General features: G+C 70.5%; 24 protein-coding genes and 1 pseudogene. 9 read left to right on the top strand and 16 right to left on the bottom strand.

The annotated features are described in order from the left end of the window. Window positions 1-233: 233 nt before the first annotated feature. From OG975_RS07040 to OG975_RS07025, 4 genes are all read right to left on the bottom strand, one after another. Window positions 234-1,187, bottom strand: coding sequence for a cytochrome c oxidase assembly protein (locus OG975_RS07040; protein WP_406328209.1), 954 nt, complete (start codon window positions 1,185-1,187; stop codon window positions 234-236). Between the two features lie 155 nt (window positions 1,188-1,342). Further along, complete coding sequence (locus tag OG975_RS07035) at window positions 1,343-2,368, bottom strand: 6-phosphofructokinase (protein WP_381253791.1); 1,026 nt, start codon at window positions 2,366-2,368, stop codon at window positions 1,343-1,345. A gap of 189 nt (window positions 2,369-2,557) precedes the next feature. After that, on the bottom strand, window positions 2,558-3,286 hold the full coding sequence (locus OG975_RS07030; protein WP_327426986.1) for a glutamine amidotransferase: 729 nt from the start codon (window positions 3,284-3,286) through the stop codon (window positions 2,558-2,560). Window positions 3,287-3,305: 19 nt separating this feature from the next. Continuing rightward, a complete protein-coding gene (locus tag OG975_RS07025; protein ID WP_327426985.1) occupies window positions 3,306-4,544 on the bottom strand; it encodes a MurT ligase domain-containing protein in 1,239 nt (412 codons plus the stop codon). Between the two features lie 154 nt (window positions 4,545-4,698). Here OG975_RS07025 and def point away from each other — a divergent pair, with 154 nt between their 5' ends. After that, window positions 4,699-5,238, top strand: coding sequence for a peptide deformylase (gene def, locus OG975_RS07020; RefSeq protein ID WP_406328208.1), 540 nt, complete (start codon window positions 4,699-4,701; stop codon window positions 5,236-5,238). A 144-nt stretch (window positions 5,239-5,382) separates the two neighbouring features. Here the strand turns inward: def and OG975_RS07015 are convergent, their stop codons facing one another. Next, complete coding sequence (locus OG975_RS07015) at window positions 5,383-6,027, bottom strand: TetR family transcriptional regulator (protein ID WP_406328207.1); 645 nt, start codon at window positions 6,025-6,027, stop codon at window positions 5,383-5,385. A gap of 169 nt (window positions 6,028-6,196) precedes the next feature. Between OG975_RS07015 and OG975_RS07010 the strand changes: the two genes are divergently transcribed. Continuing rightward, the gene (locus tag OG975_RS07010; protein ID WP_406328205.1) at window positions 6,197-7,426 is read left to right on the top strand and encodes an acyl-CoA dehydrogenase family protein; all 1,230 of its coding nucleotides are present in this window, start codon (window positions 6,197-6,199) and stop codon (window positions 7,424-7,426) included. A gap of 98 nt (window positions 7,427-7,524) precedes the next feature. On the opposite strand, the gene OG975_RS07005 is transcribed toward OG975_RS07010, so the two are convergent. From OG975_RS07005 to OG975_RS06995, 3 genes and pseudogenes are all read right to left on the bottom strand, one after another. Then, the gene (locus tag OG975_RS07005; protein ID WP_406328203.1) at window positions 7,525-8,046 is read right to left on the bottom strand and encodes a cupin domain-containing protein; all 522 of its coding nucleotides are present in this window, start codon (window positions 8,044-8,046) and stop codon (window positions 7,525-7,527) included. Between the two features lie 7 nt (window positions 8,047-8,053). Beyond that, complete coding sequence (locus tag OG975_RS07000; RefSeq protein WP_406328201.1) at window positions 8,054-9,268, bottom strand: cytochrome P450; 1,215 nt, start codon at window positions 9,266-9,268, stop codon at window positions 8,054-8,056. Then, a pseudogene (locus tag OG975_RS06995) lies at window positions 9,265-10,344 on the bottom strand (type III polyketide synthase); the annotation flags it as partial. The pseudogene OG975_RS06995 and the gene OG975_RS07000, both read right to left, overlap by 4 nt. Before the next feature lie 198 nt (window positions 10,345-10,542). Between OG975_RS06995 and OG975_RS06990 the strand changes: the two are divergent. Beyond that, complete coding sequence (locus OG975_RS06990; protein WP_406328200.1) at window positions 10,543-11,217, top strand: transcriptional regulator; 675 nt, start codon at window positions 10,543-10,545, stop codon at window positions 11,215-11,217. Here the strand turns inward: OG975_RS06990 and OG975_RS06985 are convergent. The 5 genes from OG975_RS06985 to OG975_RS06965 all read right to left on the bottom strand — a co-directional run bounded on the left by OG975_RS06985 (window position 11,214) and on the right by OG975_RS06965 (window position 15,976). Further along, on the bottom strand, window positions 11,214-11,462 hold the full coding sequence (locus tag OG975_RS06985) for a DUF6213 family protein (protein ID WP_406328199.1): 249 nt from the start codon (window positions 11,460-11,462) through the stop codon (window positions 11,214-11,216). The two genes, OG975_RS06990 and OG975_RS06985, sit on opposite strands and share 4 nt — an antisense overlap. A gap of 25 nt (window positions 11,463-11,487) precedes the next feature. After that, window positions 11,488-12,882 carry an NADP-dependent succinic semialdehyde dehydrogenase gene (locus OG975_RS06980; RefSeq protein WP_406328197.1) on the bottom strand — a complete coding sequence of 465 codons (1,395 nt, stop codon included), beginning with the start codon at window positions 12,880-12,882 and terminating at the stop codon, window positions 11,488-11,490. A 76-nt stretch (window positions 12,883-12,958) separates the two neighbouring features. Next, the gene (locus OG975_RS06975; protein ID WP_406328196.1) at window positions 12,959-13,423 is read right to left on the bottom strand and encodes an NUDIX domain-containing protein; all 465 of its coding nucleotides are present in this window, start codon (window positions 13,421-13,423) and stop codon (window positions 12,959-12,961) included. Continuing rightward, the gene (locus tag OG975_RS06970; protein WP_406328194.1) at window positions 13,420-14,958 is read right to left on the bottom strand and encodes an ATP-dependent DNA ligase; all 1,539 of its coding nucleotides are present in this window, start codon (window positions 14,956-14,958) and stop codon (window positions 13,420-13,422) included. The genes OG975_RS06975 and OG975_RS06970 overlap by 4 nt, the downstream gene beginning before the upstream one ends. A gap of 73 nt (window positions 14,959-15,031) precedes the next feature. Beyond that, window positions 15,032-15,976 carry an NAD(P)/FAD-dependent oxidoreductase gene (locus tag OG975_RS06965; protein WP_406328192.1) on the bottom strand — a complete coding sequence of 315 codons (945 nt, stop codon included), beginning with the start codon at window positions 15,974-15,976 and terminating at the stop codon, window positions 15,032-15,034. A 104-nt stretch (window positions 15,977-16,080) separates the two neighbouring features. Here OG975_RS06965 and OG975_RS06960 point away from each other — a divergent pair, with 104 nt between their 5' ends. From OG975_RS06960 to OG975_RS06935, 6 genes are all read left to right on the top strand, one after another. Further along, the gene (locus OG975_RS06960) at window positions 16,081-16,677 is read left to right on the top strand and encodes a helix-turn-helix domain-containing protein (RefSeq protein ID WP_406328191.1); all 597 of its coding nucleotides are present in this window, start codon (window positions 16,081-16,083) and stop codon (window positions 16,675-16,677) included. 93 nt (window positions 16,678-16,770) lie between these two features. Then, window positions 16,771-17,748: an NADPH:quinone oxidoreductase family protein gene (locus OG975_RS06955; RefSeq protein ID WP_406328189.1), complete on the top strand. Its 978-nt coding sequence runs from the start codon at window positions 16,771-16,773 to the stop codon at window positions 17,746-17,748. After that, window positions 17,745-18,926: an acyl-CoA dehydrogenase family protein gene (locus OG975_RS06950; RefSeq protein ID WP_406328186.1), complete on the top strand. Its 1,182-nt coding sequence runs from the start codon at window positions 17,745-17,747 to the stop codon at window positions 18,924-18,926. Before OG975_RS06955 ends, OG975_RS06950 begins: the two co-directional genes overlap by 4 nt. Then, complete coding sequence (locus tag OG975_RS06945) at window positions 18,923-20,008, top strand: acyl-CoA dehydrogenase family protein (RefSeq protein WP_406328184.1); 1,086 nt, start codon at window positions 18,923-18,925, stop codon at window positions 20,006-20,008. The genes OG975_RS06950 and OG975_RS06945 overlap by 4 nt, the downstream gene beginning before the upstream one ends. A gap of 194 nt (window positions 20,009-20,202) precedes the next feature. Continuing rightward, entirely contained in the window at window positions 20,203-21,066 is an 864-nt protein-coding gene (locus tag OG975_RS06940; protein WP_406328183.1) for a phosphatidylinositol-specific phospholipase C/glycerophosphodiester phosphodiesterase family protein, read from the top strand. 124 nt (window positions 21,067-21,190) lie between these two features. Further along, window positions 21,191-21,385: a hypothetical protein gene (locus tag OG975_RS06935; protein ID WP_327426967.1), complete on the top strand. Its 195-nt coding sequence runs from the start codon at window positions 21,191-21,193 to the stop codon at window positions 21,383-21,385. Window positions 21,386-21,403: 18 nt separating this feature from the next. Here OG975_RS06935 and OG975_RS06930 read toward each other — a convergent pair whose 3' ends face one another. The 3 genes from OG975_RS06930 to OG975_RS06920 all read right to left on the bottom strand — a co-directional run bounded on the left by OG975_RS06930 (window position 21,404) and on the right by OG975_RS06920 (window position 24,314). After that, window positions 21,404-22,639, bottom strand: a complete 1,236-nt coding sequence (locus OG975_RS06930; protein WP_406328182.1) for a phosphodiester glycosidase family protein — start codon at window positions 22,637-22,639, stop codon at window positions 21,404-21,406. Window positions 22,640-22,714: 75 nt separating this feature from the next. Next, a complete protein-coding gene (locus OG975_RS06925; protein ID WP_406328180.1) occupies window positions 22,715-23,071 on the bottom strand; it encodes a DUF779 domain-containing protein in 357 nt (118 codons plus the stop codon). Window positions 23,072-23,207: 136 nt separating this feature from the next. Then, window positions 23,208-24,314: a serine hydrolase domain-containing protein gene (locus tag OG975_RS06920; RefSeq protein ID WP_406328179.1), complete on the bottom strand. Its 1,107-nt coding sequence runs from the start codon at window positions 24,312-24,314 to the stop codon at window positions 23,208-23,210. Window positions 24,315-24,420: the final 106 nt, after the last annotated feature.

Raw genomic sequence — 24,420 nt, 5'->3', positions numbered from 1 at the left:
GGAAACCAGCAGTAGAGCGATCCTGCGGGCTGCCGAAATCCCAACCCTTTGCATGGACGCACGAAATGTCATGACCGCTCCCCCTGCGGTTTCCCCCGTGGACCCCGCGCACCGGAGGACCGGACGCGGAGGCTTCACATTCCATGCTACTGAATGCCGACGGCTTTCACGCAAGGCGAATAGAAAAGAGATAATTGAGCGACCGGAAGATGACCTGGCGGCCGAAAGGGAATTCAGCGACCGCGTGCGTTGAGTGAGGCCAGATAGGCGTTGTACGCCTCGAGTTCCTTGTCGCCGTCGCGGTCCGCGGCCCGGTCCGAGCGCTTGGCCTGCCGCTGCTCGGAGCCGTACCACTGGAACAGCAGCGCGATCAGCACGAGGACGGAGGGGATCTCGCTGAACGCCCAGGCGATGCCGCCCGCCGCGTTCTGGTCGGCGAGTGCGTCGATGCCGAGGGAGGCGGGCGGGTTCTTGTACGTGTTGATCATCGGCTCGGACGCCATCATCAACGCGATGCCGAAGAACGCGTGGAACGGCATGCCCGCGAACAGCTCCAGCATCCGCATCAGATAGCCGGGTCGGTGCGGACCGGGGTCGACGCCCATGATCGGCCAGAAGAAGACCAGGCCGACGGCGAGGAAGTGGCACATCATCGCGACGTGTCCCGCCTTGGAGCCCATCAGGGAGTCGAAGATCGGCGAGAAGTACAGCGCGTACAGGCTCGCGATGAACAGCGGGATGGTGAACGCCGGGTGCGTGATGATCCGCATGTACCGGCTGTGCAGGAACATCAGCAGCAGCTCACGAGGCCCCTTGCTGCCCCGCGTCGACGCGACCGGCAGAGCGCGCAGCGCCAGCGTGATCGGCGCCCCGAGCAGGATCAGGATCGGCGACAGCATGCTGATCACCATGTGCTGCACCATGTGGACGCTGAACATGACCATGCCGTAGTCGTTCAGCTTCGTGCACATCACGAGCATCACGGTCAGCACACCGATGACGAACGCGGAGGTCCGGCCCCACGACCACTTGTCGCCGCGCCGCGCGAGCCGCACGACCCCCCATCCGTACAGGCCGAGCCCCACCAGGCAGGCGACGAGGAAGAACGGGTCCGCGGACCATTCGAGCCCCCGCCCCAGCGTGAACGGCGGCAGATCCATGGTCATGCCGTGCCCGCTGTGATCCATCCGCCGGCTCCTGATTCGTACGGGTTGTGCTGTCTGTCCGAACCAGACTAGAACTGCCCCCGGCCACGCCTATGACCGGGGTCAGCATGAGCGCCCCTGAAAGGGGCGCGGGGAACTGCGCGACAAGCCACGACGAACTCGCAGTCGCGAACCCCTCAGAGCACGCACTCCGCTTCCGCGTACCGCTCGTCCGGCACCGTCTTCAGTGTCTCAACGGCCTCAGCAAGCGAGACCATGACGATGTCGGTCCCTCGCAGCGCCGTCATCCGACCGAACTCCCCGCGGTGCACAGCCTCCACGGCATGCCAGCCGAACCGCGTCGCGAGCACCCGGTCGTACGCGGTAGGCGTCCCGCCCCGCTGCACATGACCGAGAATCACCGGCCGCGCCTCCTTGCCGAGCCGCTCCTCCAGCTCAAGGGAGAGCTGCCGGGCAATCCCCGCGAACCGCTCATGCCCGTAGACGTCCTTGCCACCCTCGTCGAACTCCATGGTTCCCGCGCGAGGCTTCGCCCCCTCTGCGGCCACGACGATGGCGAACCGCTTCCCCGCCTCGAACCGCTCGCCGACCTTCGCGGCCAGCTCCTCGATGTCGAAGGGGCGTTCCGGTACGACGATGGCGTGGGCGCCGGCCGCCATGCCGGAGTGCAGCGCGATCCAGCCGGTGTGGCGGCCCATGACCTCCACGATCAGGACACGCTGGTGGGACTCGGCGGTGGTCTTCAGCCGGTCCAGGGCCTCGGTCGCGACGCCGACGGCCGTGTCGAAGCCGAAGGTGACGTCCGTGACCGCGATGTCGTTGTCGATGGTCTTCGGCACGCCGACGATCGGCAGGCCGCTGTCCGAAAGGAGACGGGCCGCCTTGAGCGTGCCCTCGCCGCCGATCGGGATGATGGCGTCGAGGCCGAGCTCCGCGACATGCCCCTTGGCCCGCTCCACGCCGTCACGCAGATGCGCAGGCTGGACCCGGGAGGAGCCGAGCATGGTGCCGCCGCGAGCCAGGATGCCGCTCACCGCGTCGAGGTCGAGCTTGAGGTAGTCGCACTCCAGAAGGCCTTTCCAGCCGTCCCGGAAGCCGATGACCTCGTCGCCGTGGTCGACGACGGCACGGTGCACGACGGACCGGATGACGGCGTTCAGGCCGGGGCAGTCGCCGCCGGACGTGAGGACACCAATGCGCATAGCCCGAAATACCTTCTCAACGTGGGCCGGAGACCGGACCACGCTGTCCGGCTGGACCCCGCCACCCTACCGGCGGCAGGGGGCGGGTCCGCATCGTGCGTCCGCCTGCTGGACGTCCCCGCACACGTGAGCGGAAGTCCTGTCAGACGGGCCCTCGCCGGGGCCCTGCGGAACCGTTTCTCAAGCAGGTCAGGCGGGCTGCTGAGCTGAGGCGATGCGCTCATTGCGCAGTGCCTCGTACCACCGGTCGTCGATCGGCGGCAGCGCGTTCACGTCCAGCGCCAGCTTCAGCAGCAGGTCCGCGATCTGCGGGTTGCGGGCGAGCACGGGCCCGTGCATGTACGTACCGAAGACGGTGTCGTTGTACGCGCCCTCGGTGCCGTCGCCCGTGCCGTTGCCCTTGCCGAGCCGCACGTTCGCGAAGGGACGGGCGGTGGGGCCGAGGTGGGTGACGCCCTGGTGGTTCTCGAAGCCTGTCAGCTGGGGCAGGCCCAGGCGTGGGTCGATGTCCGCGAGGACGTCGCCGACGCACCGCTCGCCCTCGCCGCGCACCGAGACCACGTCGAGCAGACCGAGGCCCGGCTCGCGCTGCCCGAGGTCGTTGATGAACTCGTGGCCGAGGATCTGGTAGCCCGCGCACACCGAGAACACGATCGCGCCGTTGCTGACCGCGCGGTGCAGTCCGCCGTCGCGGCGCAGGCGCTCCGCGGCGAGCCGCTGCGGACGGTCCTCGCCGCCGCCGATCAGGTAGATGTCGCCGGAGGTCGGGATCGGCTGGTCGCTGCGCACGTCGAGACGGGCCACGTCGAGGCCGCGCTGGCGGGCCCGGCGCTCTACGACGAGGGCGTTGCCCTGGTCGCCGTAGGTGCTCAGCAGGTCCGGGTAGATCCACACCAGACGCAAGCTGTTGTCACTCATTCTCTTCGTCCTCCGTGGCTCAGTTGCCGACACGACGCCTCAAGTCCTGGAAAGCGGTGTAGTTCGCGATGACCTCGATGCGTCCGGGCGGTGCCAGCTGCACGGCCTGGTCGAGGTTCTCGCAGACCTGGAAGTGCTGGTTCGCGACTTCCAGGCGCACGGCGAGGTCAAGCTTCCGGTCGCCGAGAACGAAGATCGGGTGCCCGGTCAGCCGCGTGTAGTCGACGTCCCACAGCCAGGAGGTGTCGGTGCCGTCGGCGCCGCGCGCGTTCACCGAGAGGATCACCGGCGTCGGCGGCGGGTCGATCAGGGAGAACGTCTCCAGCCAGCCCGCGGGGTTCTTGGCGAGCAGCAGACGCAGGTCGCGCTGCATGAACTGCACCACGTCGTAGCGCCCGGCCACCGCCTGCACCTGGTACATGCGTTCCAGGGCGACCTGCGGCGGTACCCCGAAGACGGCGGCGACGGCGGCCGACGAGGCGGCGTTCGCCTTGTTGGCGCGGCCCGGCAGCTGGAGGTGGATCGGCCAGGCGGAGCCGTGCGGGTCGAGGACGTGGTCCCCGGACAGCACCCAGGTCGGCGTCGGACGGCGGAAGCCGCACTCGCCGCAGAACCAGTCGTCACCGGGGCGCTGCATCACACCGCCGCAGGACGGGCACGACCAGGCGTCGTCCTTCCACATCTGCCCGGCGGCGACCCACATCACATTCGCCGAGGAGGACGCGGCCCACACGACGAGCGGGTCGTCGGCGTTGGCGACCACGACGGCCTTGGAACCGGCCAGGCCCTCGCGCCAGTGCTCGGCCATCATCCGGGTCTCGGCGGCCCGGTCGAGCTGGTCGCGCGAGAGGTTGAGCAGCGCGATGCACTTCGGGTCGGTGTCGCGCGCGACACCGGAGAGGTACTTCTCGTCGACCTCGATGACCGCGTACTTGGCGTCCGAACCCCCGGCGAGCGCCGAGGTGATACCGGCCGGCATGTTGGCGCCGAGCGCGTTGGACACGACGGGGCCCGCGGCGCCCAGCGCCTCCGCGATCAGCCTGGTCGTGGTGGTCTTGCCGTTGGTCGCCGACACCAGGATGACGTCCAGGTGTGTGGCCAGCCTGGCCAGCAGGTCGGGGTCGAGCTTGAGTGCCACCCGGCCGCCGATCACCGATCCGCTGCCGCGTCCGGCGGCCCGCGAGACGGCCGCCGCCGCCTTGCCCGCCGTCACGGCCAGCTTGGCCCGCGGCGTCAGCGGGTCCGAGTTGCCTGACATCGTTTCTCGATCCTCCTTGCGTACGCGCCGCGCCTCTGCCCCCGGCACCGTGTGGGCCTCAGCCTATCGAGATCCACTCACGTGCCCGAATCGCGGCACCATCACGGTGCCCGCGCGACCTGCGCGCGCCCTTGAGGACCGTACCCTTGCCGCCATGCGACACGGCTCCATCCCGGGCACCCACGGGCGCGTCCGGCCTCTCACCCTGCTCGGCGACCCCGTCCTGCGTACACCGTGTGAAGAAGTCACGGACTTCGGTCCCCAACTCGCCCGGCTCGTCGAGGACATGTTCGCGACGATGTACGCCAGCGAGGGGGTGGGCCTCGCCGCGAACCAGGTCGGCGAGGCGCTCAGGGTCTTCGTGTACGACTGCCCGGACGACGAGGATGTCCGGCATCTGGGACATGTGGTGAACCCACGGCTCGTCCAGGCCGACGGTCTGGTCCTGCGTGGGCCGGAGGGCTGTCTGTCGCTGCCGGGTCTGGAAGCGGGCACCGAGCGGTACGACCACGCGGTCGTCGAGGGCGTTACGGTGACCGGTGAACCGGTGCGCGTGCATGGCACCGGCTGGTTCGCGCGATGCCTTCAGCACGAGTGCGACCACCTTGACGGCGGGGTGTATGTGGACCGGGTTTCCGGGTGGCGCCGGCGCCGGGTGATGAGGCAGGTGGCGCGGGCATCTTGGGGGCGCTGAGTCCGGTGGGTCGGCTGCGGGTTGTTCGTGGCTGAGCGCGCAGTTCCCCGCGCCCCTGAAGGGGCGCCGACCTGAGCGCCCCGTTTTTAGGGGCGCGGGGAACTGCGCGACCAGCCACGACGGATCCGCAGCCGACCCACAACCTCAGAACCCCGGACCGCCCACCCTGTCACCCGCCGCAGCGAGCCGACCCCACAAAAGGTCAGCCAAACTACGTACCAACTCGGCCCGCGAACAGGGCCGTTCCCCCAGCCACCAGTCCCCGGCGGCATGCATCATGCCAACGATCCCGTGCCCCCACACCCGCGCGAGCTGCTGGCTGCCGGGCCCGAGATCGACCCGCTCCTCGATGACCTCGGCCAGTTCCTCGCCCATGCGGCGCAGCAACGGCGCGGAGTGCTTGCCCACGTCGAAGCCCGGGTCGCCCGGCTGCACACCCTCCGTGGGGTGCATCAGGAAACGGTAGACCTGAGGGTGCGCCTCGATGGCCGCCAGATAGGTGTCGAGCGTGGCCTCCACCCGCTCCCGGCGCTCGGCCGGAGCGTCCAGCGCGGCCCGCAGCGCCCCCAGCAGCGCATCAGTGTGCCGCTTGGCGAGCGCGGCGTAGAGTCCGCCCTTGTCGCCGAAGTGGCGGTAGAGGATCGGCTTGGTGATGCCCGCCTCGGCGGCGATGGCGTTCATCGAGGCCCCGGGGCCGTCGCGGAGCACTACCCGGTCGGCGGCTTCCAGCAGCTCGCGCCGGCGGCGGTCGGCGGACCTCTGCTGATCGGTCCGCTGTGTGGTGTCCATGTGCTCTCCCCACCCGTGGTGATTCGGTGACGCCTGCGCAAAATAACACTCATCGGCGTATGGCTATCGAACGGGCTGCCGAGCGCGGTTCGGGAGTTGACTTTTCCTACTGGTCAGTAACACACTCCAGTTACCGCAAGTAACACTTTAGTGCAGCGCTGGAGGGGACATGGCCGAGTTCACCATGGAGCTCAACGACGAACAGAAGGAGGTCCGGGACTGGCTGCACGGCTTCGCCGCCGACGTCATCCGCCCCGCGGCCGCCGAATGGGACGAGCGCGAAGAGACTCCCTGGCCGGTCATCCAGGAGGCCGCGAAGGTCGGCATCTACTCCCTGGACTTCTACGCCCAGCAGTACTTCGACCCCACCGGCCTCGGCATACCGATGGCCATGGAGGAGCTGTTCTGGGGCGACGCGGGCATAGCCCTCTCCATCGTCGGCACCGGCCTCGCCGCCGTGGGCGTACTCGCCAACGGCACCGAGGAGCAGATCGGCACCTGGATCCCCCAGATGTACGGCGACGCGAACGACGTCAAGGTCGCGGCCTTCTGCTCCTCCGAGCCCGACGCCGGCTCCGACGTCGCCTCCATGCGCACGCGTGCCGTCTATGACGAGGCCAAGGACGAGTGGGTCCTCAACGGCACCAAGACCTGGGCGACCAACGGCGGCATCGCCAACGTCCACGTCGTGGTCGCGGTCGTCGATGCCGAGCTGGGCTCCAAGGGCCACGCCTCCTTCATCGTCCCGCCGAACACGCCGGGTCTCTCCCAGGGCCAGAAGTTCAAGAAGCACGGCATCCGCGCCTCGCACACCGCCGAGGTCGTCCTGGAGAACGTGCGCATCCCCGGCTCCTGCCTCCTCGGCGGCAAGGGGAAGCTCGACGAGCGCCTCGCCCGTGCGCGGGAGCGGGCCAAGGCGGGTGGCGGTGAGCGGGTGAAGAACGCGGCGATGGCGACGTTCGAGGCGAGCCGCCCCGCGGTGGGTGCGATGGCGGTGGGTACCGCCCGGGCCGCGTACGAGGTGGCCCTCGACTACGCGAAGACGCGTGAGCAGTTCGGGCGGCCGATCATCGACAACCAGGGGGTTGCCTTCCAGCTCGCGGACATGCGGACGTCCATCGATGCGGCTCGGCTGCTGGTGTGGCGTGCGTCCTGGATGGCGATCAGCGGTAAGCAGTTCACGGCGGCCGAAGGGTCCATGTCGAAGCTGTTCGCCAGTGAGACCGCGAAGAAGGTCACTGGGCAGGCGATTCAGATTCTGGGTGGCAATGGCTATACGCGGGAGTACCCGGTGGAGCGTATGCACAGGGATGCGGCCATTTACACCATCTTCGAGGGGACGAGTGAGATCCAGCGACTGGTGATCGCGCGGACGTTGTCCGGGATGCCGATTCGCTAGAGCGGTTATGCGGGCTGCGGGCCGTGTGTGGCTGGTCGCGCCCACGCGGCGGAGCCGCACAATGTCACAGCCCCGCGCCCCTGAAAGGGGCGCTCCAGCTAGCGGTGTTTCAAGGGTGTCAGCTGCTTGATGTCGTACCTCGCCCGCAGCTCCTCGATCGCCGCGACGTCTGGGGGGCCGCCCGTCCCCAGGATCTCCAGCAGCTCTTCGAAGTAGCGCTCGTGGTCCGGGGGCGGGGACGCCTGGAAGAACATCTTTGCCGAGGTCTCCGTGGGGTTGGAGAAGGCGTGGGGACAGCCCGGGGGTACGACGATGACCGTGCCCGGTGTGGCCCGGACCACGCGGGTGCCCGAACTGGACTCCCACTTCTGCCAGTTGTCGGGGGTCCGTACCCGCGGCTCGAAGGCGAGCACGTCCAGCTCGCCTTCGAGCACGTAGAACAACTCCTCGCTGCGCGTGTGCACATGGGCGCCGACGTCGAAGCCGGGCGGTACCAGCACCTCGAAGGTGGAGGCGGTGCGCGAGTGCGAGCCGGTCACCTTGAACGTCACGTGCTGGGCGGGTGTCTGGACCACGCGGCCGTGACCCGGGGGCACGAGCAGCCCTTCGGTTGCCGTCATCGGCCGCTCACCACGTCACGGGCAGGGCCTCGGGGCCACGGATCAACGCGCCCTTTCTGAAGGGGACTTGATCCGGCGGTACGGCCAGCCGCAGCCCCGGCATCCGGTCGAGCAGCGCGTCGACCATGAGCTCGGACTCCAGCCTGGCCAGCATCCCGCCCGGGCAGTAGTGCGGGCCGAAGCCGAACGCCACATGCGGATTGGGGCTGCGGGAGAAATCGATGGTCTCCGGGTCCGGGAAGACGTCCGGGTCGCGGTTCGCGGCCATGTACGACACGTAGATCGCGTCGCCCGCCCGGATCCGTACGCCCTTGATCTCCACGTCCTCCATCGCGATCCGCGACAGCCCGACCGCGCTGCGGTGCGGGATGTAGCGGATCAGCTCGTCGATGGCCTGGGGGCGGATCTCCGGCTCGGCCCGCAGCCGTTCGGCCAGGTCGGGGCGGGTCATCAGGATGTAGAACAGCTGCCCGCTGTTGTTCGTGACCGCCTCGCCGCCGATCTGGAGGAGGACGGCGAGCCCGACGGCCTCCTCCAGTGTGATCTCGTCCTGGCCCACGGCGGCGCCCAGCAGCGAGGTGACGTCCTCGTCGGTGCTGCCGCGCCGGTCGCCGATGAGCTTCGTGAAGTACGCGCCCATCTCTTCCTTGGCCTTCTCGCTGACCTCGGCGCCGTGCGAGGAGGACAGGATCAGCTGCGTCCAGGTGTGCATGCTCTGCCGGTCGACGGCCGGGACGCCCATCAGCTCGCAGATGACCGCGATGGGGAAGGGGCTGAGGACCGCCTCGGTGAGGTCCGCGGGCGGGCCGTCCTGGAGCATCTCGTCGACCAGCTCGTCGAGCATGCGCCGGGATTTCTCGCGCACCCGCTCCACACCGCGGGCCGTGAACGCGGCGGCCACCGAGCGGCGCAGCCGCGTGTGGTCGGGCGGGTCGAGGAACCCCACCGCGCCGCGGGCCGGGATGAAGTGCGGGGCGAGCCGGGTGACCGGCCGGTCCATGACCGCCTCACGGCTGAACCGGGGGTCATTGGTCACCATGCGGACGTCGTCGTACCGCGTCACCAGCCACGCCCAGCCCTCGCCGTTGGGCAGCTGGATCCGGGTGACCGGGCCCTCCCGCATCAGCCGGGTGAGGACCGGGTCGAAGTCCACGCCCGTCAGATCGAGGGCGGGCCAGTGGCGGACGGGAGGCAGTGCCTCGGTGATCGTGTCCTCGGTCATGTCCGGCTCGCCTTCCCCTCGCTCGAGTCGTGCCAGCGGCCCAGGGCCATCTCCGCGGTGATGCCGGGGCCGAAGCCCGCGAGCAGTCCGCGTGCGGAGTGCTCGGCGCCGCCCTCGTCGAACAGCCGGCGCAGCGCGTCCAGGACGACGGCGCTGGCGATGTTGCCGTACTCGGTGAGGGTGGCCCGGCTGAACCGGAAGGCGTCCGGCGGGACCTCGAGGAACTTGCTGAGGTCGTCCAGGATCCTGGGACCGCCCGCGTGGATGATGTAGAAGTCCAGGTCGGAGGCGTCCCAGCCGTGCTGACGCGCGAGGGCGTGCAGCGCGGGAGCGAGCGGTTCCATCGTCCCCGGCACCCGCTTGTCCAGCAGGAAGTGGAAGCCGGTGGCCCGGACGTCGTACATGATCCAGTCCTCGGTCTTGGGGACCAGGTACGAGCCGTTGCGCTCCAGGTGGATGCCGGTGCCGCCCTGGCCGCGGACGACGGCCGCGGCGATGCCGTCCCCGAACAGGCCGTTGCACAGGAGCGAGCCGACGCCGAGGTCGGTCGGCTGGTAGCAGAGCGAGCAGAACTCGCAGGCCACGATGAGCGCGTTGGCGTCGGGGTAGGCCGTGCAGAAGTCGTGTGCCCGGTTGATCGCGGCGCCGCCGGCCGCACAGCCCAGCTGGGCTATGGGTATCTGGCGGGTGTCGCTGTTGAAGTCCATCGAGTTGATCAGCCAGGCCGTGAGCGAGGGCATCATGAACCCGGTGCACGACACATAGATGATCATGTCGATGTCGGTGGTGAGCAGCTCGGCGTCGTCCAGCGCCCGCTGCACGACCGCGGGAACGCGGGCCTTCGCCTCGCTCTCGTAGACCTTGTTGCGCTCCTCGAAGCCCGGGTGTTTCAGCGTCTCCGCGATGGGCTGGACGATGTGCCGTGTCTGCACGCCGGTGTTCTCGATCAGCCGGAGTGCCAACGGCAGCTGGGGGTGGTCTTCGTGACGGGAGCGCGCCAGTTCCAGCGTCTCCTCCATTGTGATCACGTATTCCGGAACCGAGACCGAGGGTCTGCACAAAGTCGCCATGGAGCGCGCCTTCTTTCGCCTTCCGGGGAACTCTCGTCCCCCGGCGGAAGGAGTGGTTCACCCACGATGCGAACGGGTGGTTCATCCACGATCACCCGGAAGCGTGTGGATATCGCGCCGGATTACTCCATTCCGGCGAATTTCGGGAGGGCGTGGGACCCTCGGGGAAGGGGCCCCGGGACAGCCGAACCGAAGGAGTACGGGATGACGCGGACAGCCAGGGAACTGCTGGTCAGCACGGTCGGGAGGCTCGCCCCCGACCCGCACGCCAACCGGCTGCTGCCCCTGATCGCGCGGGGCGCGGCGCAGCGCTCCACGCTCGCCGTGCTCGCCCTGGAACAGCGTCATGTGATCGCCGCGGACCGTCGGGCGTTCCTGCATCTGGCCGAACGGTCGGCGGCCGAGGCCGAGAGCGCCGCCTTCTTCGCCATGCTCGCGGAGGGTGAGGCCATGGCCCAGGATCGGCTCGGTGTGTACGCCGCCGCGGTCGGGGCCGACGACGCGGAGGCGGCGGCGTACGAGCCGCTCGCGGACTGCCGGACGTATCCCGCGTACGTCGCCTGGCTCGCCCTGAACGGCTCACCGGTGGACGTGGTTCTCGCGCTGAGCGCCAACTTCGCAGCGTGGGGCGGCTATTGCGCCACGATCGCCCAGGCGCTGCGCCGCCACTACGGCCTCGACGACGAGGCCTGCGGCTTCTTCGACTTCTTCGCCGAACCCGCGCCCGAGCTGGAACAACGGGCCCTGGGCGCCATCCAGGCCGGGCTCGACGCGGGACGGGTGGACGAGGGCGAGGTGTACGGGTACGGCCGTCTGCTTCAGAGCTACGAGGCGAAGTTCTGGCACGCCTTGTGGGAGCTGGACCAGCGCGTCATCTAAGGGCGTTGGCCGGAGGCCGGCCCACTGCTGTGCGCGATGCACGCCACGTCGATGCGATCGGCGAGCTTGGCGAGCTCGATCGTGAGCGCGGCGACCGTGTCCTCGTCGAGCCCCTCCTGGCCGGCCTCCACCAGATGCAGCCACCGGCCGCCCACCGTGCGCAGCAGCTTGCTGACGTCGGCGGCCGCCACCTGCAACGTGCCGCGGTCGTCGACGATCAGAGGCAGGGTCACTTCGCGGTTCACAGAGGGGATCGTAGCTGCGGAACGCTCACGCTCCGTGCCATACGGTGGTGATGTTGCAGAACTCGCGGATTCCGTGCTCCGACAGCTCACGCCCGTAGCCGGACCGCTTGACCCCGCCGAACGGGAACGCCGGATGGGACGCCGTCATCCCGTTGACGTACACGCCACCCGCCTCCAGATCACGGACGAACCGGTCCACGTCGGTCCCGTCGCGCGTCCAGACGTTCGAACTCAGCCCGAACGGAGTGTCGTTGGCCAGGGCCACCGCCTCGTCCAGATCGGCCGCGCGGTAGAGCGTGGCGACGGGCCCGAAGGCCTCCTCGTGATGGATGCGCATCGCGGGGGTGATGTCGGCGAGGATGGTCGGCGCGTAGAACCAGCCGTGGTCCTTGAAACCCTCGGGGCGCTCGCCGCCGCACAGGACGGTCGCGCCGCTCTCCACCGCGTCGTCGACCAGCTCCTCCAGGTCGCCGCGGCCCTGCTCGGTGGAGAGCGGGCCGACGTCCGTGTCCTCGTCCAGCGGATCGCCGACCTTCAGGGCCTTCATGCCCGCCGTGAACCGCTCCGCGAAGGCATCGAACACGTCGGTGTGCACGATGAACCGCTTGGCGGCGATGCACGACTGCCCGTTGTTCTGCACGCGTGCCGTCACGGCGACCTTCGCGGCCCGGTCGAGGTCCGCCGACGGCATGACGACGAACGGGTCGCTGCCGCCCAGCTCCAGGACCGTCTTCTTGACCTCGTCCCCCGTGACCGAGGCGACGGCCCGGCCCGCGGGTTCACTCCCGGTGAGGGTTGCCGCCTTGACGCGCGGATCGCGCAGGATGGCCTCGACGGCACCGGAGCCGATCAGCAGCGTCTGGAAGCAGCCCTCGGGGAAGCCCGCCCGGCGGAACAGTTCCTCCAGGTAGAGGGCGGTCTGCGGCACGTTCGAGGCGTGCTTGAGCAGCCCCACGTTGCCCGCCATCAGCGCGGGCGCGGCGAACCGGATCACCTGCCAGAGAGGGAAGTTCCACGGCATGACGGCCAGCACCGGACCCAGCGGCCGGTAGCGCACCAGGACGCGGGAGGCCCCGGAGTCCTTGATGTCGGACTCGGCGGGCTCCTCGTCGGCGAGAAGCCCCTGGGCGTGGTCGGCGTACCAGCGCATCGCCCTCGCGCACTTCGCGGCCTCCGCGCGCGCCTGCTTCACCGGCTTGCCCATCTCCAGGGTCATCACCCGGCCGATGTCCTGCTGGTCCTCTTCGAGCAGGTCGGCGGCCCGGTGGAGCAGCCGCGCCCGCTCGGCGAAGGACGTGGTGCGATGGCTGCGGAACGCGGCCTCGGCGGCCGCGAGCCTGCGCTCGATCTCCTCGGCGCCCAGGGCGTCGTACGTCTTGAGCGTCTCGCCGTTCGCCGGGTTCACCGTCGCGATGGGCATGGCCGACCTCCTGAAGAGCGGGCTGTTCCTCGACCCTCCCGCGCGGCGCACGACAGCGCAACGTGGCAGGCGCCGGTCAGCCCAAGTGCTCCGCGAGCCGGTCGAGGAACTCCGCCTGGGCCTTCACGATCAGCGCCCGGCCCCGGTCCAGGTCGCACCACTCCACCCGGTCCAGCTCGGGGAACGCCTGCCGCTGCCCCGACTTCGGCGGCCACTCCATCTCGAAGGTGCCGGGGACCACGGTCGCCGGGTCGAGGTCCGCCCCGATCGCCCAGACCGTGACGACCTTGCCGTTGGTCTGGGTGACCTCGCCCAGCGGGATGGCCTCGCCGTCGGGCGGCGGCAGCCCCAGCTCCTCCTGGAATTCGCGGCGCGCCGCGTCCCAGGCGGTCTCGTCGGGCTCGTACTCGCCCTTGGGCACGGTCCAGGCCCCAGCGGTCCGGCGGGCGAAGAAGGGGCCGCCCATATGGCCGAGCAACACCTCCAGACCGTGGTCGGTGTGCCGGAACAACAGCAGTCCGGCGCTGCGCTTCCCGCTCACGGAGTCACCTCCGGGTGCGCGGCGAGCAGGGTCGCGACCGTGTCGGCCTCGGCGGGCGTCTTGTCCTCGCGATAGCGCACCACACGGGCGAAACGGAGAGTGACGCCGGCCGGATAGCGGGTGGACCGCTGGAGACCGTCGTACGCGATCTCGACGACGAGTTCCGGCCGTACGGTCACCACGTGGCCGTTGTCCTCGACGGCCAGCTCCTGGAGCCGCTCGGTCTGCCAGGTCAGCATCGCGTCGGTCATGCCCTTGAACGTCTTGCCGAGCATCGCGAAGGACCCGTCCTCGTTCCGGGCGCCGAGGTGAAGGTTGGACAGCTTGCCGGTACGCCGTCCGTGGCCCCACTCCGCCGCGAGGACCACCAGGTCGAGGGTGTGCACGGGCTTGACCTTCAGCCAGGAGGCGCCGCGCCGGCCCGCGCTGTAGGGGGCGTCGAGGGCCTTGACCACGACGCCTTCGTGGCCGCGTGCCAGGGTGTCGGCGAGGAACCGCTGCGCCGCGGGGATGTCCTGGGGGCCGTCGACGAGCGCGCGCCGCACCCGCATCGGCTCGGGCACCAGCCGGGCCAGCTCCGCGTGCCGCTCGGTGAGCGGCAGATCCAACAGGTCCTGGCCGTCGACGGACAGCGCGTCGAAGAAGACGGGGGAGACGGGCACGGTCCTCGCGGCCGTCGCCACGTCCACGCGCGAGCCGACGCGTCCGGCCGTCTCCTGGAAGGAGCGGGGCCGCCCGTCCTGGTCCAGCGCGATCACCTCACCGTCCAGGATGAAGCGCTCACCCTTCAACTCCAGCCCCGCAGAGGTGAGTTCGGGCAGGCGGTCGGTGATGTCGTCGAGGGTGCGGGTGTAGACGCGTACGTCGTCGCCGTCGCGGTGAAGCTGCACGCGGATGCCGTCGAGCTTCTCCTCGACGGCACACGCGCCCAGCTTCTCGACGGCTTCCGGCACGGACCCCGCCGTGTGTGCCAGCATCGGCAGCACCGGGCGGCCGACGGTGAGCCGGAAGCCGTCGAGTGCCTCCGGGCCTCGGGACAGCAGCGCTTGCGCCACCGTCTGCAGCGAACCGGCGAGCATCACCGCCCGGCGTACGTCCGCGCCGGGCGCGCCGGTGGCCTCGGCCAGCCCCTCCACGGCGACCGCGTCCAGCGCGCCCTGCCGGACCTCGCCGCTGATCAGCCCGAACAGGAAGCGCTGCTCGTCCTCGGTGGACGCACCCATCAACTCCCCGACCAGCCGCGCCCGTTCGGCCTGCGAGCCGGTGCCGGTCACCGCGCCCAGCTCGGTCAGGCGGGCGTCCACCTCCCGCACCGTGAGCGAGGCCTCGGACGCGGGCGGGACCGGCTTGCTGAGGATCTTCCAGCCGATGCCGAGCCGCCCCTGCGGCAGGCGGCCCGCCAGATACGGGATGACGATCGGGACGTCGTCCGCCTCCGCGTCCCGGAACAGCTCCGCGAGCAGAGCGATCTTCCGGGACCGCGCCGAGGTGGCGGCGACCTCCTGGGACACACGCGCCAGCCGGGTCAGCAGCATGCAGCCATGGTGCAACGGAGACGGCGGGTCCACACCCGTACGCCGACGTTTTCGTGCTGTCCCGGCGCGGGTCTCAGCTCCGCTCGCGCGCGACTGCCGCGTCGAGGTCCGCGAAGAGCAGTTCCCCGTTGAGCGTGGCCGCCGCGCGGTAGCCGCCGCTCGCCGCGTTCACGACCTGCTCGGCGAACCCCATCGCGTTGCCCGCCGCCCAGACACCGGGCACGGTCGTCAGTCCCGTGGCGTCGACCACCGGATACGTGCCGAACGGCGTCTCCAGCAGTTCCGCGCCCAGCCGCTCCAGCAGACCCGTCCGCGGAACCGCGCGGGGCGCGACGAACAGCACCGAGCGGTCGTGCGTCGTGCCGTCCGCGAGACGCACCCCGGTGAGCCGGTCGTCGTCGACCACCAGCCCGGCGACCTCGCCGGGCACCACGACGACTCCGGCCGCGGCGAGCCGGCGCAGGTCCTCCTCGGAGAGCTCGGCCTCGCCGACCGTGTGCAGGAACAGCGTCACGTCCTTCGACCACTGGCTCACCATCAGCGCCTGGTGCACGCTCAACGGCGTACTGGCCAGCACGCCGAAGGCCTGGTCACGCACCTCCCAGCCGTGGCAGTACGGGCAGTGGATCACGTCCCGTCCGAAGCGCTCGGCGACGCCCGGCACCGGCGGCAGCTCGTCGGCCAGGCCGGTGGTGACGAGCAGCCGGCGCGCGTGCACCGTGCCCCTGGCGGCCAGCGTGACGTCGAACTCCCCGGCACCGTCCCGGACCACGTCCACCGCACGGTCCCGGACGAGCTGGACCCCGTACCCCTCGATCTCGCGCCGACCCTCGGCGAGGAACTCGGCGGGCGGCATGCCGTCCCGCGACAGATAGCCCTGCATGTGCGCGGCGGGCGCGTTGCGGGGTTCGCCCGCGTCGACGACCAGGGTGCGGCGCCGGGCGCGGCCGAGGACCAGCGCCGCGGACAGGCCCGCCGTTCCGCCGCCGATGACAACCACTTCGTATGTCTCGGTCATGGTGACCACCTCCACGGAGAAGGTCGCCCGACCGTGGCGGGATTGACAAATGGCTTTGCCGATTCTGCAATAAGGCCATGAGCGGTGTGAGTGGCGTGGATGGCATGAGTGGGAACGCGCAGACGGATGAGGTGCTGGCCGAAGTCGGGCCGCGACTGCGACGGATCCGCAAGGAGCGCGGGGCGACCCTGGCCGGGTTGTCCGAGGCGACGGGCATCTCCGTGAGCACGCTCTCGCGCCTGGAGTCCGGGCTGCGCAAGCCCAGCCTGGAGCTGCTGCTGCCGATCGCGCGAGCCCATCAGGTACCGCTGGACGAGCTGGTGGGTGCCCCGCCGGTCGGCGACCCGCGGGTGCGGGCCGAGCCGATCGTGCGGCACGGGCGCACCCACTGGCCGCTGACCCGTCAACCTGGCGGACTCCAGGCTTTCAAGGTGCTCGAACCGCAGCGGAGGATGGAACCGGACCCACGCACCCACGAGGGATACGAGTGGTTGTACGTGCTCTCCGGGCGGCTGCGGCTGGTGCTCGGCGAGCACGACGTGGTGCTCGGCTCGGGGGAGGCTGCCGAGTTCGACACCCGGGTGCCGCACTGGTTCGGATCGACGGGGGAGGGGCCCGTGGAGTTCCTGAGTCTGTTCGGGCCGCAGGGGGAGCGGATGCACGTACGGGCGCGGCCCGCGCGGCGTGGCGAAGACGACTGACGTCAGCTGTTCCCAGGTGGGCAAGCGACCGCTTAGTATGCGATCGACCCCGGTCAGACGACGCAGTCCGACACAGCCCCCTGGAGGCCCCGCATGCAGGCATGGCAAGTGCACCAGCTCGGCGAGCCGAGTGAGGTGATGCAGCTCCAGGAAGTGGAGCGTCCGCAGCCCGGTGACGGCCAGGTCCTGCTCAAGGTGCGCGCGGCGAACATCAACTTCCCGGACGCGCTGATGTGCCGGGGGCACTACCAGGTCAGGCCCCCGCTGCCGTTCACGCCCGGCGTGGAGATCTGCGGCGAGACGGAGGACGGGCGCCGGGTGCTCGCCAACCCCGCACTGCCGTACGGCGGCTTCGCCGAGTACGTCGTCGCGGACGCCGCCGCCCTGCTGCCCGCGCCCGACGCCCTCGACGACGCCGAGGCGGCCGCCCTGCACATCGGCTACCAGACGGGCTGGTTCGGACTGCACCGGCGCGCTCATCTGGAGGCCGGCGAGACGCTGCTCGTCCACGCCGCCGCCGGAGGGGTCGGCAGTGCCGCCGTACAGCTCGGCAAGGCGGCCGGAGCCACCGTCATCGGTGTCGTCGGCGGAGCCGACAAGGCCGCCGTGGCACGGGAGCTGGGCTGCGACGTCGTCATCGACCGGCGTACGCAGGACGTCATCGCCGCCGTGAAGGAGGCCACCAGCGGCCGCGGCGCCGACGTGATCTACGACCCGGTCGGCGGCGAGGCCTACACCCAGTCGACCAAGGTCGTCGCCTTCGAGGGCCGGATCGTCGTCGTGGGCTTCGCGAGCGGGTCGATCCCCAGCCCGGCGCTGAACCACGCCCTGGTGAAGAACTACTCGATCCTCGGCCTGCACTGGGGCCTGTACAACACCAAGAACCCGAAGCTGATCCAGCACTGCCACGAGCAGCTCACCGACCTGGCCGCGCGGGGCGCGATCAAGCCGCTGGTGAGTGAGCGGGTGCCGCTGAGCGGTGCCGCCGCGGCCGTGCAGCGGGTCGCCGACGGTGTCACCACGGGGCGCGTCGCCGTGGTGCCCTCACTTGAGAACGGAGCAGCCGCATGACCGACGCCGCTGAACTGCGCCGCCGTACGCAGGAGTTGCTGGCGGCCCATCCGCCGGCGACGACCGAGCGGGTGGACTTCCTGAAGGCCCGTTTCGACGCGGGCCTGGCCTGGGTGCACTACCCCGAGGGCCTCGGCGGCCTCGGTGCCCCGCGTACCCTCCAGGCGGTCGTGGACGCCGAGCTGGAGGCCGCGGGCGCGCCGGACAACGACCCGCGGCGCATCGGCATCGGCCTCGGCATGGCCGCGCCGACGATCCTCGGCTTCGGCACGGAGGAGCAGAAGCGGGATTTCCTCAGGCCTCTGTGGGTCGGCGAGGAGGTCTGGTGCCAGCTCTTCAGCGAGCCGGGCGCCGGGTCCGACCTCGCCGCGCTCGGCACGCGCGCCGTCCGTGCGGGCGACGACTGGGTGATCAACGGGCAGAAGGTGTGGACGTCCAGCGCCCACGTGGCCCGCTGGGCGATCCTCATCGCCCGCACCGACCCGGACGTGCCCAAGCACCGCGGCATCACCTACTTCATCTGTGACATGACCGACCCCGGTGTCGAGGTGCGGCCGCTGCGACAGGTCACCGGCGAGGCCGAGTTCAACGAGGTCTTCCTCACCGACGTACGCATCCCCGACGCACACCGGCTGGGTGAGATCGGCGATGGCTGGCGGGTCGCCCAGACCACACTCATGAACGAGCGCGTGTCCATCGGCGGTATGCGTATCCCGCGCGAGGGCGGCATGATCGGCCCGGTCTCCAAGACCTGGCGCGAGCGCCCCGAACTGCGCACCCACGACCTGCACCAGCGGCTCCTGAAGCTCTGGGTCGAGGCCGAGGTCGCCCGGCTCTCCGGCGAGCGGCTGCGCCAGCAGCTCGTGGCGGGCCAGCCCGGCCACGAGGGCTCCGGGATGAAGCTCGGATTCGCCCGCCTCAACCAGGAGATCAGCGGCCTGGAGGTCGAACTCCTCGGTGAGGAAGGCCTGCTGTACGACGACTGGACGATGCGCCGGCCCGAACTGGTCGACTTCACCGGCCGCGACGCGGGATACCGCTACCTCCGCTCCAAGGGCAACAGCATCGAGGGCGGGACCAGCGAGGTCCTGCTCAACATCGTCGCCGAACGCGTCCTGGGACTCCCGTCCGAGCCGCGCACCGACAAGGACGTCGCCTGGAAGGACCTCGCCCGATGACTGACCTTCTGTACTCGGAGGAGGAAGAGGCGCTGCGCGCCGCCGTCCGCGACCTCCTCACGGACCACTGCGACGCGGCGGGCGTCATCGCCCGTACGGAGTCGGACACTCCGTACGACCCCGAGCTGTGGAAGGCGCTCTCGGAGGGGATGGGCCTGGCGGGCCTGCTCGTGCCCGAGTCGCAGGGCGGCCAGGGCGCCACACATCGCGAAGTCGCCGTGGTCCTGGAGGAGTTGGGGCGCGCCGTCGCTCCGCTGCCGTATCTGACGAGTGCCGTCGTCGCGACCGAGGCGCTGCTCGCGTGCGAGGGTGACGAGACCGCCAAGCTGCTGGCCGGGCTGGCCTCCGGCCGGACGGTGGGCGCGCTCGCTGTCGCGCTGTCCGTGGGGCCGGGCGGCCACTACAAGGCCGTACGCAACGAAGACGGCTTCCTGTACGGGGAGTTGACGGGAATCGCGGATGCGGCGGCCGCCGATGTGCTGCTGGTTCCGGCGGAGGACGGTGGGCTGTACGCGGTGGACGCGGACGCTGTGACGATCACTCCGCAGGTGTCCTTCGACCTCACCCGGCCGGTCGCGACCGTCACCCTCGACGGGGTGCGGGCGCACCGGGTGGGCGCCGCCGAACCCGCTGTACGCCGGGCCCTGCGCGCCGGCGCCGGACTCCTCGCATCCGAGCAACTCGGCCTCGCCGACTGGTCGTTGACGGAGACGGTCCGTTACCTGAAGGAGCGCAAGCAGTTCAACCGGCCCGTCGGCGGCTTCCAGGCGCTCAAGCACCGGCTGGCCCAGCTGTGGCTGGAGGTCGTCAACACCCGCGCCGCGGCCCGGGCCGCGGCCGACGCGCTCGCCACCGGAAGCGACGACACCGACGTGTCGGTCGCCGTCGCCCAGGCGTACGCGGCGCCCGTCGCCGTGCACGCCGCCGAGGAGGCGCTGCAACTGCACGGCGGCCTCGGTATGACGTGGGAGCACCCGGTGCATCTGTACCTGAAGCGGGCCAAGGCGGACTCGATCGCGTACGGCACGGCGGGCGCCCACCGTGAGGCGCTGGCCGGACTGGTGGATCTCCAGGCGCCCTGACCCCTCTCTTCCGGTTGAGAGAAGCCCGCCCCATCGTGGGGCGGGCTTCTTTGTGTGGGCTGCTCCGCGCGGGCTGCTCCGGTGAAGTGAACAGAGAGAGGCAGACCGGCCAACTCCCCGCACGGCACTGCTACTTGCCCCCCTCGGGACCGCATACTCGCTGAGTCCGTACGGCACTTCCAGGGAGGCAGAGCATGGCCCTTACCACCCGACGCAGAGCCCTCACCACCCTCGGCGCCGCCCTCGCGGGCTCCGTCGCGCTGCCCGCCACGTACGCGCGGGCGAGTGAACGGAAGCACGGCCCGCGTCCGCTGTGGCGCGCCCACGCCCACAACGACTACGAGCACCCGCGCCCCCTGTTCGACGCCCTCGACCACCGTTTCGGCAGCGTCGAGGCCGACATCTACCTCGTGGGCGACCAGCTCCTCGTCGCCCACGACCCGGTCGAGCTCGACCCGGCGCGCACCCTGGAATCCCTCTATCTCGAACCCCTCGCCGCCCGGGTCAAGGCCAACCGCGGCTCGGTGTACCGGGGTTACCGCACACCCCTGCAACTCCTCATCGACATCAAGACCGAGGGCTCGTCGACGTATCTCGAACTCGACCGCCATCTGCGCCGTTACCGGCACCTGTTCACGACCTACGCGGACGGCCGCGTGCACCCCGGCCCGGTCACGGCCGTGATCTCCGGCGACCGGGCCGCCCGTACGCCCATGGAGGCGCAGAGTGTGCGCCGCGCCTTCTACGACGGGCGGCTCGCCGACCTCGGCAGCGCGGCCCCCGCTTCGTTCATCCCGCTGATCTCGGACAACTGGACGCTCAACTTCACCTGGCTGGGTGACGGCCTGTTCCCCGACGCCGAGCGCGAGAAGCTGCGCGGCATCATCGCGGCGGCCCACGCGCGCCGGCAGAAGGTCCGGTTCTGGGCGACACCCGATCTGGCGGGCCCGGCCCGTGACGCGCTGTGGGGCGAACTGCTCGCCGCGGACGTCGACTACTTCAACACCGACGACCTCGCGGGCCTGGAAGCGTTCCTCGACGCCCACGAGCGGAGGTAGCGCGGGCGTGGAGCGGCCGTAACACCACTCGTTCGGAGGACACGTCAGCTGCCCGGACGAACCCTCCGCTACGCCACACTTGCGGCCGAACGCCGCGAAGCGGACGTGGCGGAGGAGGTTGACGATGGCCATTTCCATCTCTGTGGTGCTGTTGCTCCTGATCCTGGCGGTGGTCTTCCTGCGCAATGGCGCGTTGAAGCTGTCGCACGCCCTGGTCTGCGTACTGCTCGGCTTCTACCTGGCGAGCACGAGCATGGCGCCGACCATCCACAGCGGGCTCACCGCGACGGCGGACATCGTGAGCAGCCTGAGGCCCTGAGGCCTCGATGTCCTGACGTCACGGTCGTGAGAACACGCCGATGCCGTTCGGGACGGGGCGTTCGGCGCCTCCGCTGGGGTGGTTGAGGACGCTGACGGCGGGCGCCCCCGGCTCGCGGGCGACCATTGTGGTGGAGCCCCCGCCGTCCAGGCTGAAGGCGTCGTCGGAGCCCAACTGCCGCATGGTCTCGGCCACTTCGGCGATGGTGAGGCCGCTGCGGAACTCGGGCGCGCCGTCGAGCGCGAGGAGCAGCAGGCGGCGTCCGTCGTGCGCGATGCCCACGGCGGTCCGTACGGCCGAGGTGGTGTTGTCCAGGCCGGGAAGCGGCGAGCCGTCCACGAGCATCGGGTAGCCGCCGAGTGCGAAGCGGTACGGGATCCTGGTGGCCTCCGCGACCAGACGGTGCCGTACGACGACCGGCTCGCCCATGGACAGTTTCCGCAGCTGTTGGGCGCCCGCCTCGCGGCCCACCAGGACCGTGGTGCCGGGGGCGATGGCACCGCTGCCGGGTGTGTTGTCCGCCGCTACGACCCGACCGCGCTCGACCGTCACCTCATAGGTGTCGGAACTACATGGCGCGGCCCGGTTGGTGTCCGTGCCACAGGTGGCGCGCACCCGGGAGACACTGCCCCAGTCCGCGGTGAACGCGCCGATCGACCCCTCCGGCAGCGCGTACTGATTGAGCCCGCCGAGCGGCCACCGCCCCTCGCGACTGCCTACGGAACCATCGAGGGCCATGCTGTCCAGCCGGGCCCTGCGGTCGACGCCCACGCCGAGCACGTCCTCGGTGGTCGTGCCGGGCGGCATGGCGGGCCCGAAGCGCTGACCGTTCGGCACCGCCGCCTTGAGTTCGTGCCCGCTCGCGATCGCCGGGCCCACGGTCGCGCCCGTCGCCGCGACCCCCGGATGCTGGGTCTCCGCGATGTTGAAGAAGTCGCCGTTGACACCTGCGACGGCACCCCGGGAGTCGGCCATTTGGGAGACGGGCGCCCGGGACGCCACGGCTCCGGGGTACAGGAGGTCGACCCGCACCCGTGGATTGCGCAGATCGACGCTCAGCACATGTGCGTGAGCCACACCCTTGGCGGCCGGGATGTCCAACTCCGTGTACTCGACGCCGGGGGCGATCGCCGTGTCCCTGGCGTCCTCCACGCCGCTGGCCGGTGCCGCCCCCAGCAGGGCGGTACCGGCCAGCGCACTCCATGCCGCGACAACCGTCAGTGCTGTTCTTAACCGTCCGCCTCGACCCGTCACCGTATCCCCTGATGTCTCGTCAACTTTCCCAGGACTCAAGGGGAGTTCACCAGACGGCGATGACCGTGCCGATGGCTAGGCGCCGACTATGCGCGAACGGATGAGAAAACGCACTCCTTCGGGTGCTTCGAGCGAGAAGCCGCTGCCGCGGCCCGGCACGACATCGACGATCAGCCGGGTGTGACTCCACAGCTCGTACTGACTCCTCGACATCCAGAACGTCACCGGCTCCTCGACCCCCTCGACCTCCAGCTCGGCGAGCAGCACGTCGGAGCCGCCGGTACGGAACTCGCCGTCCGGGTAACACATGGGCGCGCTGCCGTCGCAGCAGCCGCCGGACTGATGGAACATCAGCGGGCCGTGGGCCTCCCGCAGCCGCCGCAGCAGTTCGGTGGCCGCGGGGGTCAGCTCCACGCGCGGGACGACGTCCATCGGCTCTCCCGTCGGGTGTCACGAATGAGGTGGCCCCCGCCGACGGTGAGCCGTCGGCAGGGGCCACCCAGCCGACCATCCCGCACGTTGCGAGAGCGTTGCACACACAGGATCCTGGTGCGCGTCGACGGGCGGGTCAGGCGCGCAGGGCCGTGAGCCCGTCGTAGGCGGCCATCACGATCTCGAGTCCCCGGTTGTCGTTCCCGGGCTCGCGCATCTGGTTCGGCACGTACGCCACCGCCATGCGGGCGTCGGGCTCGATCATGACCATCGAGCCGCCCCAACCGCCCCAGCCGTAGGTGCTGCCGAACAGGCCGTAGCCGAGGCCCCAACGCATCGGCATGCCCAGGATGCGGTCCTCGCCGCTGAACTGCTCCTCCCACGCCCGGTCGCAGCCCGCCTGCGACAGCAGCCGCACACCCCGCACCGTTCCCCCGCAGGCCATGACCGACTGCACGAGCGCGACCGAGCGGGCGTTGCCGAATCCGCTCGCCGCGGGGATCTGCGCGCGGCGCCAGGCGACGCTGTTTCCGTCACGGACCCGGATCCTGGTCCCGCCGGCGGGAGCCGCGGTGGGGCTGGGCGCGCTCGCGAGGTAGTCCTCGTCCCGCGACGGCGGCGGGACCGCGAGCGCGACCCGGTGGTCATGCTCTGCGGTCAGCCCCATGTGGAAGTCCGCCCCCAGCGGCCCGGCCACCTCGTCGGCGAAGAACTCGCCCACACTGCGACCGGTGATCCGGCGTACGACCTCGCCCACGAGGTATCCCTGGGTGAGCGAGTGGTATCCGGCCGCGGTGCCCGGCTCCCACTGCGGCGCCAGCCCGGCGAGCCGCGCCGTGGCGGACGGCCAGTCGTAGAGCTCCTCGACCGTCCCGTCCCAGTCGGGCAGGCCCGCGGTGTGCGAGAGCAGGTGCCGCACCAGCACCCTGTCCTTGCCCTTCGCGGCGAACTCCGGCCAGTACCGGGCGACCGGCGCGTCCAGGTCGAGCTCGCCACGGTCCGCCAGGATGAGGGCGGACAGGGCCGTCATCGTCTTGGTGACGGACCAGACGCCAGCGATCGTGTCGCGCTGCCACGGCATCGTGCGGTCCGCGTCGGCGAATCCGCCCCAGACGTCCACCACCGGCTCGCCGTCCACGAAGACCGCCACCGAGGCGCCCGCGTCCCCGGCGTCCAGCAGCGCGGCCAGCGCCTCGGGCACCGCGGTGAACAGAACATCGTATGAACCCTGAATCTCCGCCATGCCCGGAACGTAGCCCGCACCGCACCGTCGCGGTCAACCGAATTTGCGGCGCGAGGCCACGCGGGAAATGCGTGCTGGGCACTGATATCGGCCATCGTTTCGTTCC

Source organism: Streptomyces sp. NBC_00203 (genome assembly GCF_045206325.1).
GTDB classification, from domain to species: Bacteria; Actinomycetota; Actinomycetes; order Streptomycetales; family Streptomycetaceae; genus Streptomyces; species Streptomyces lutosisoli.
This window is presented reverse-complemented; position numbering and strand designations above follow the sequence as displayed.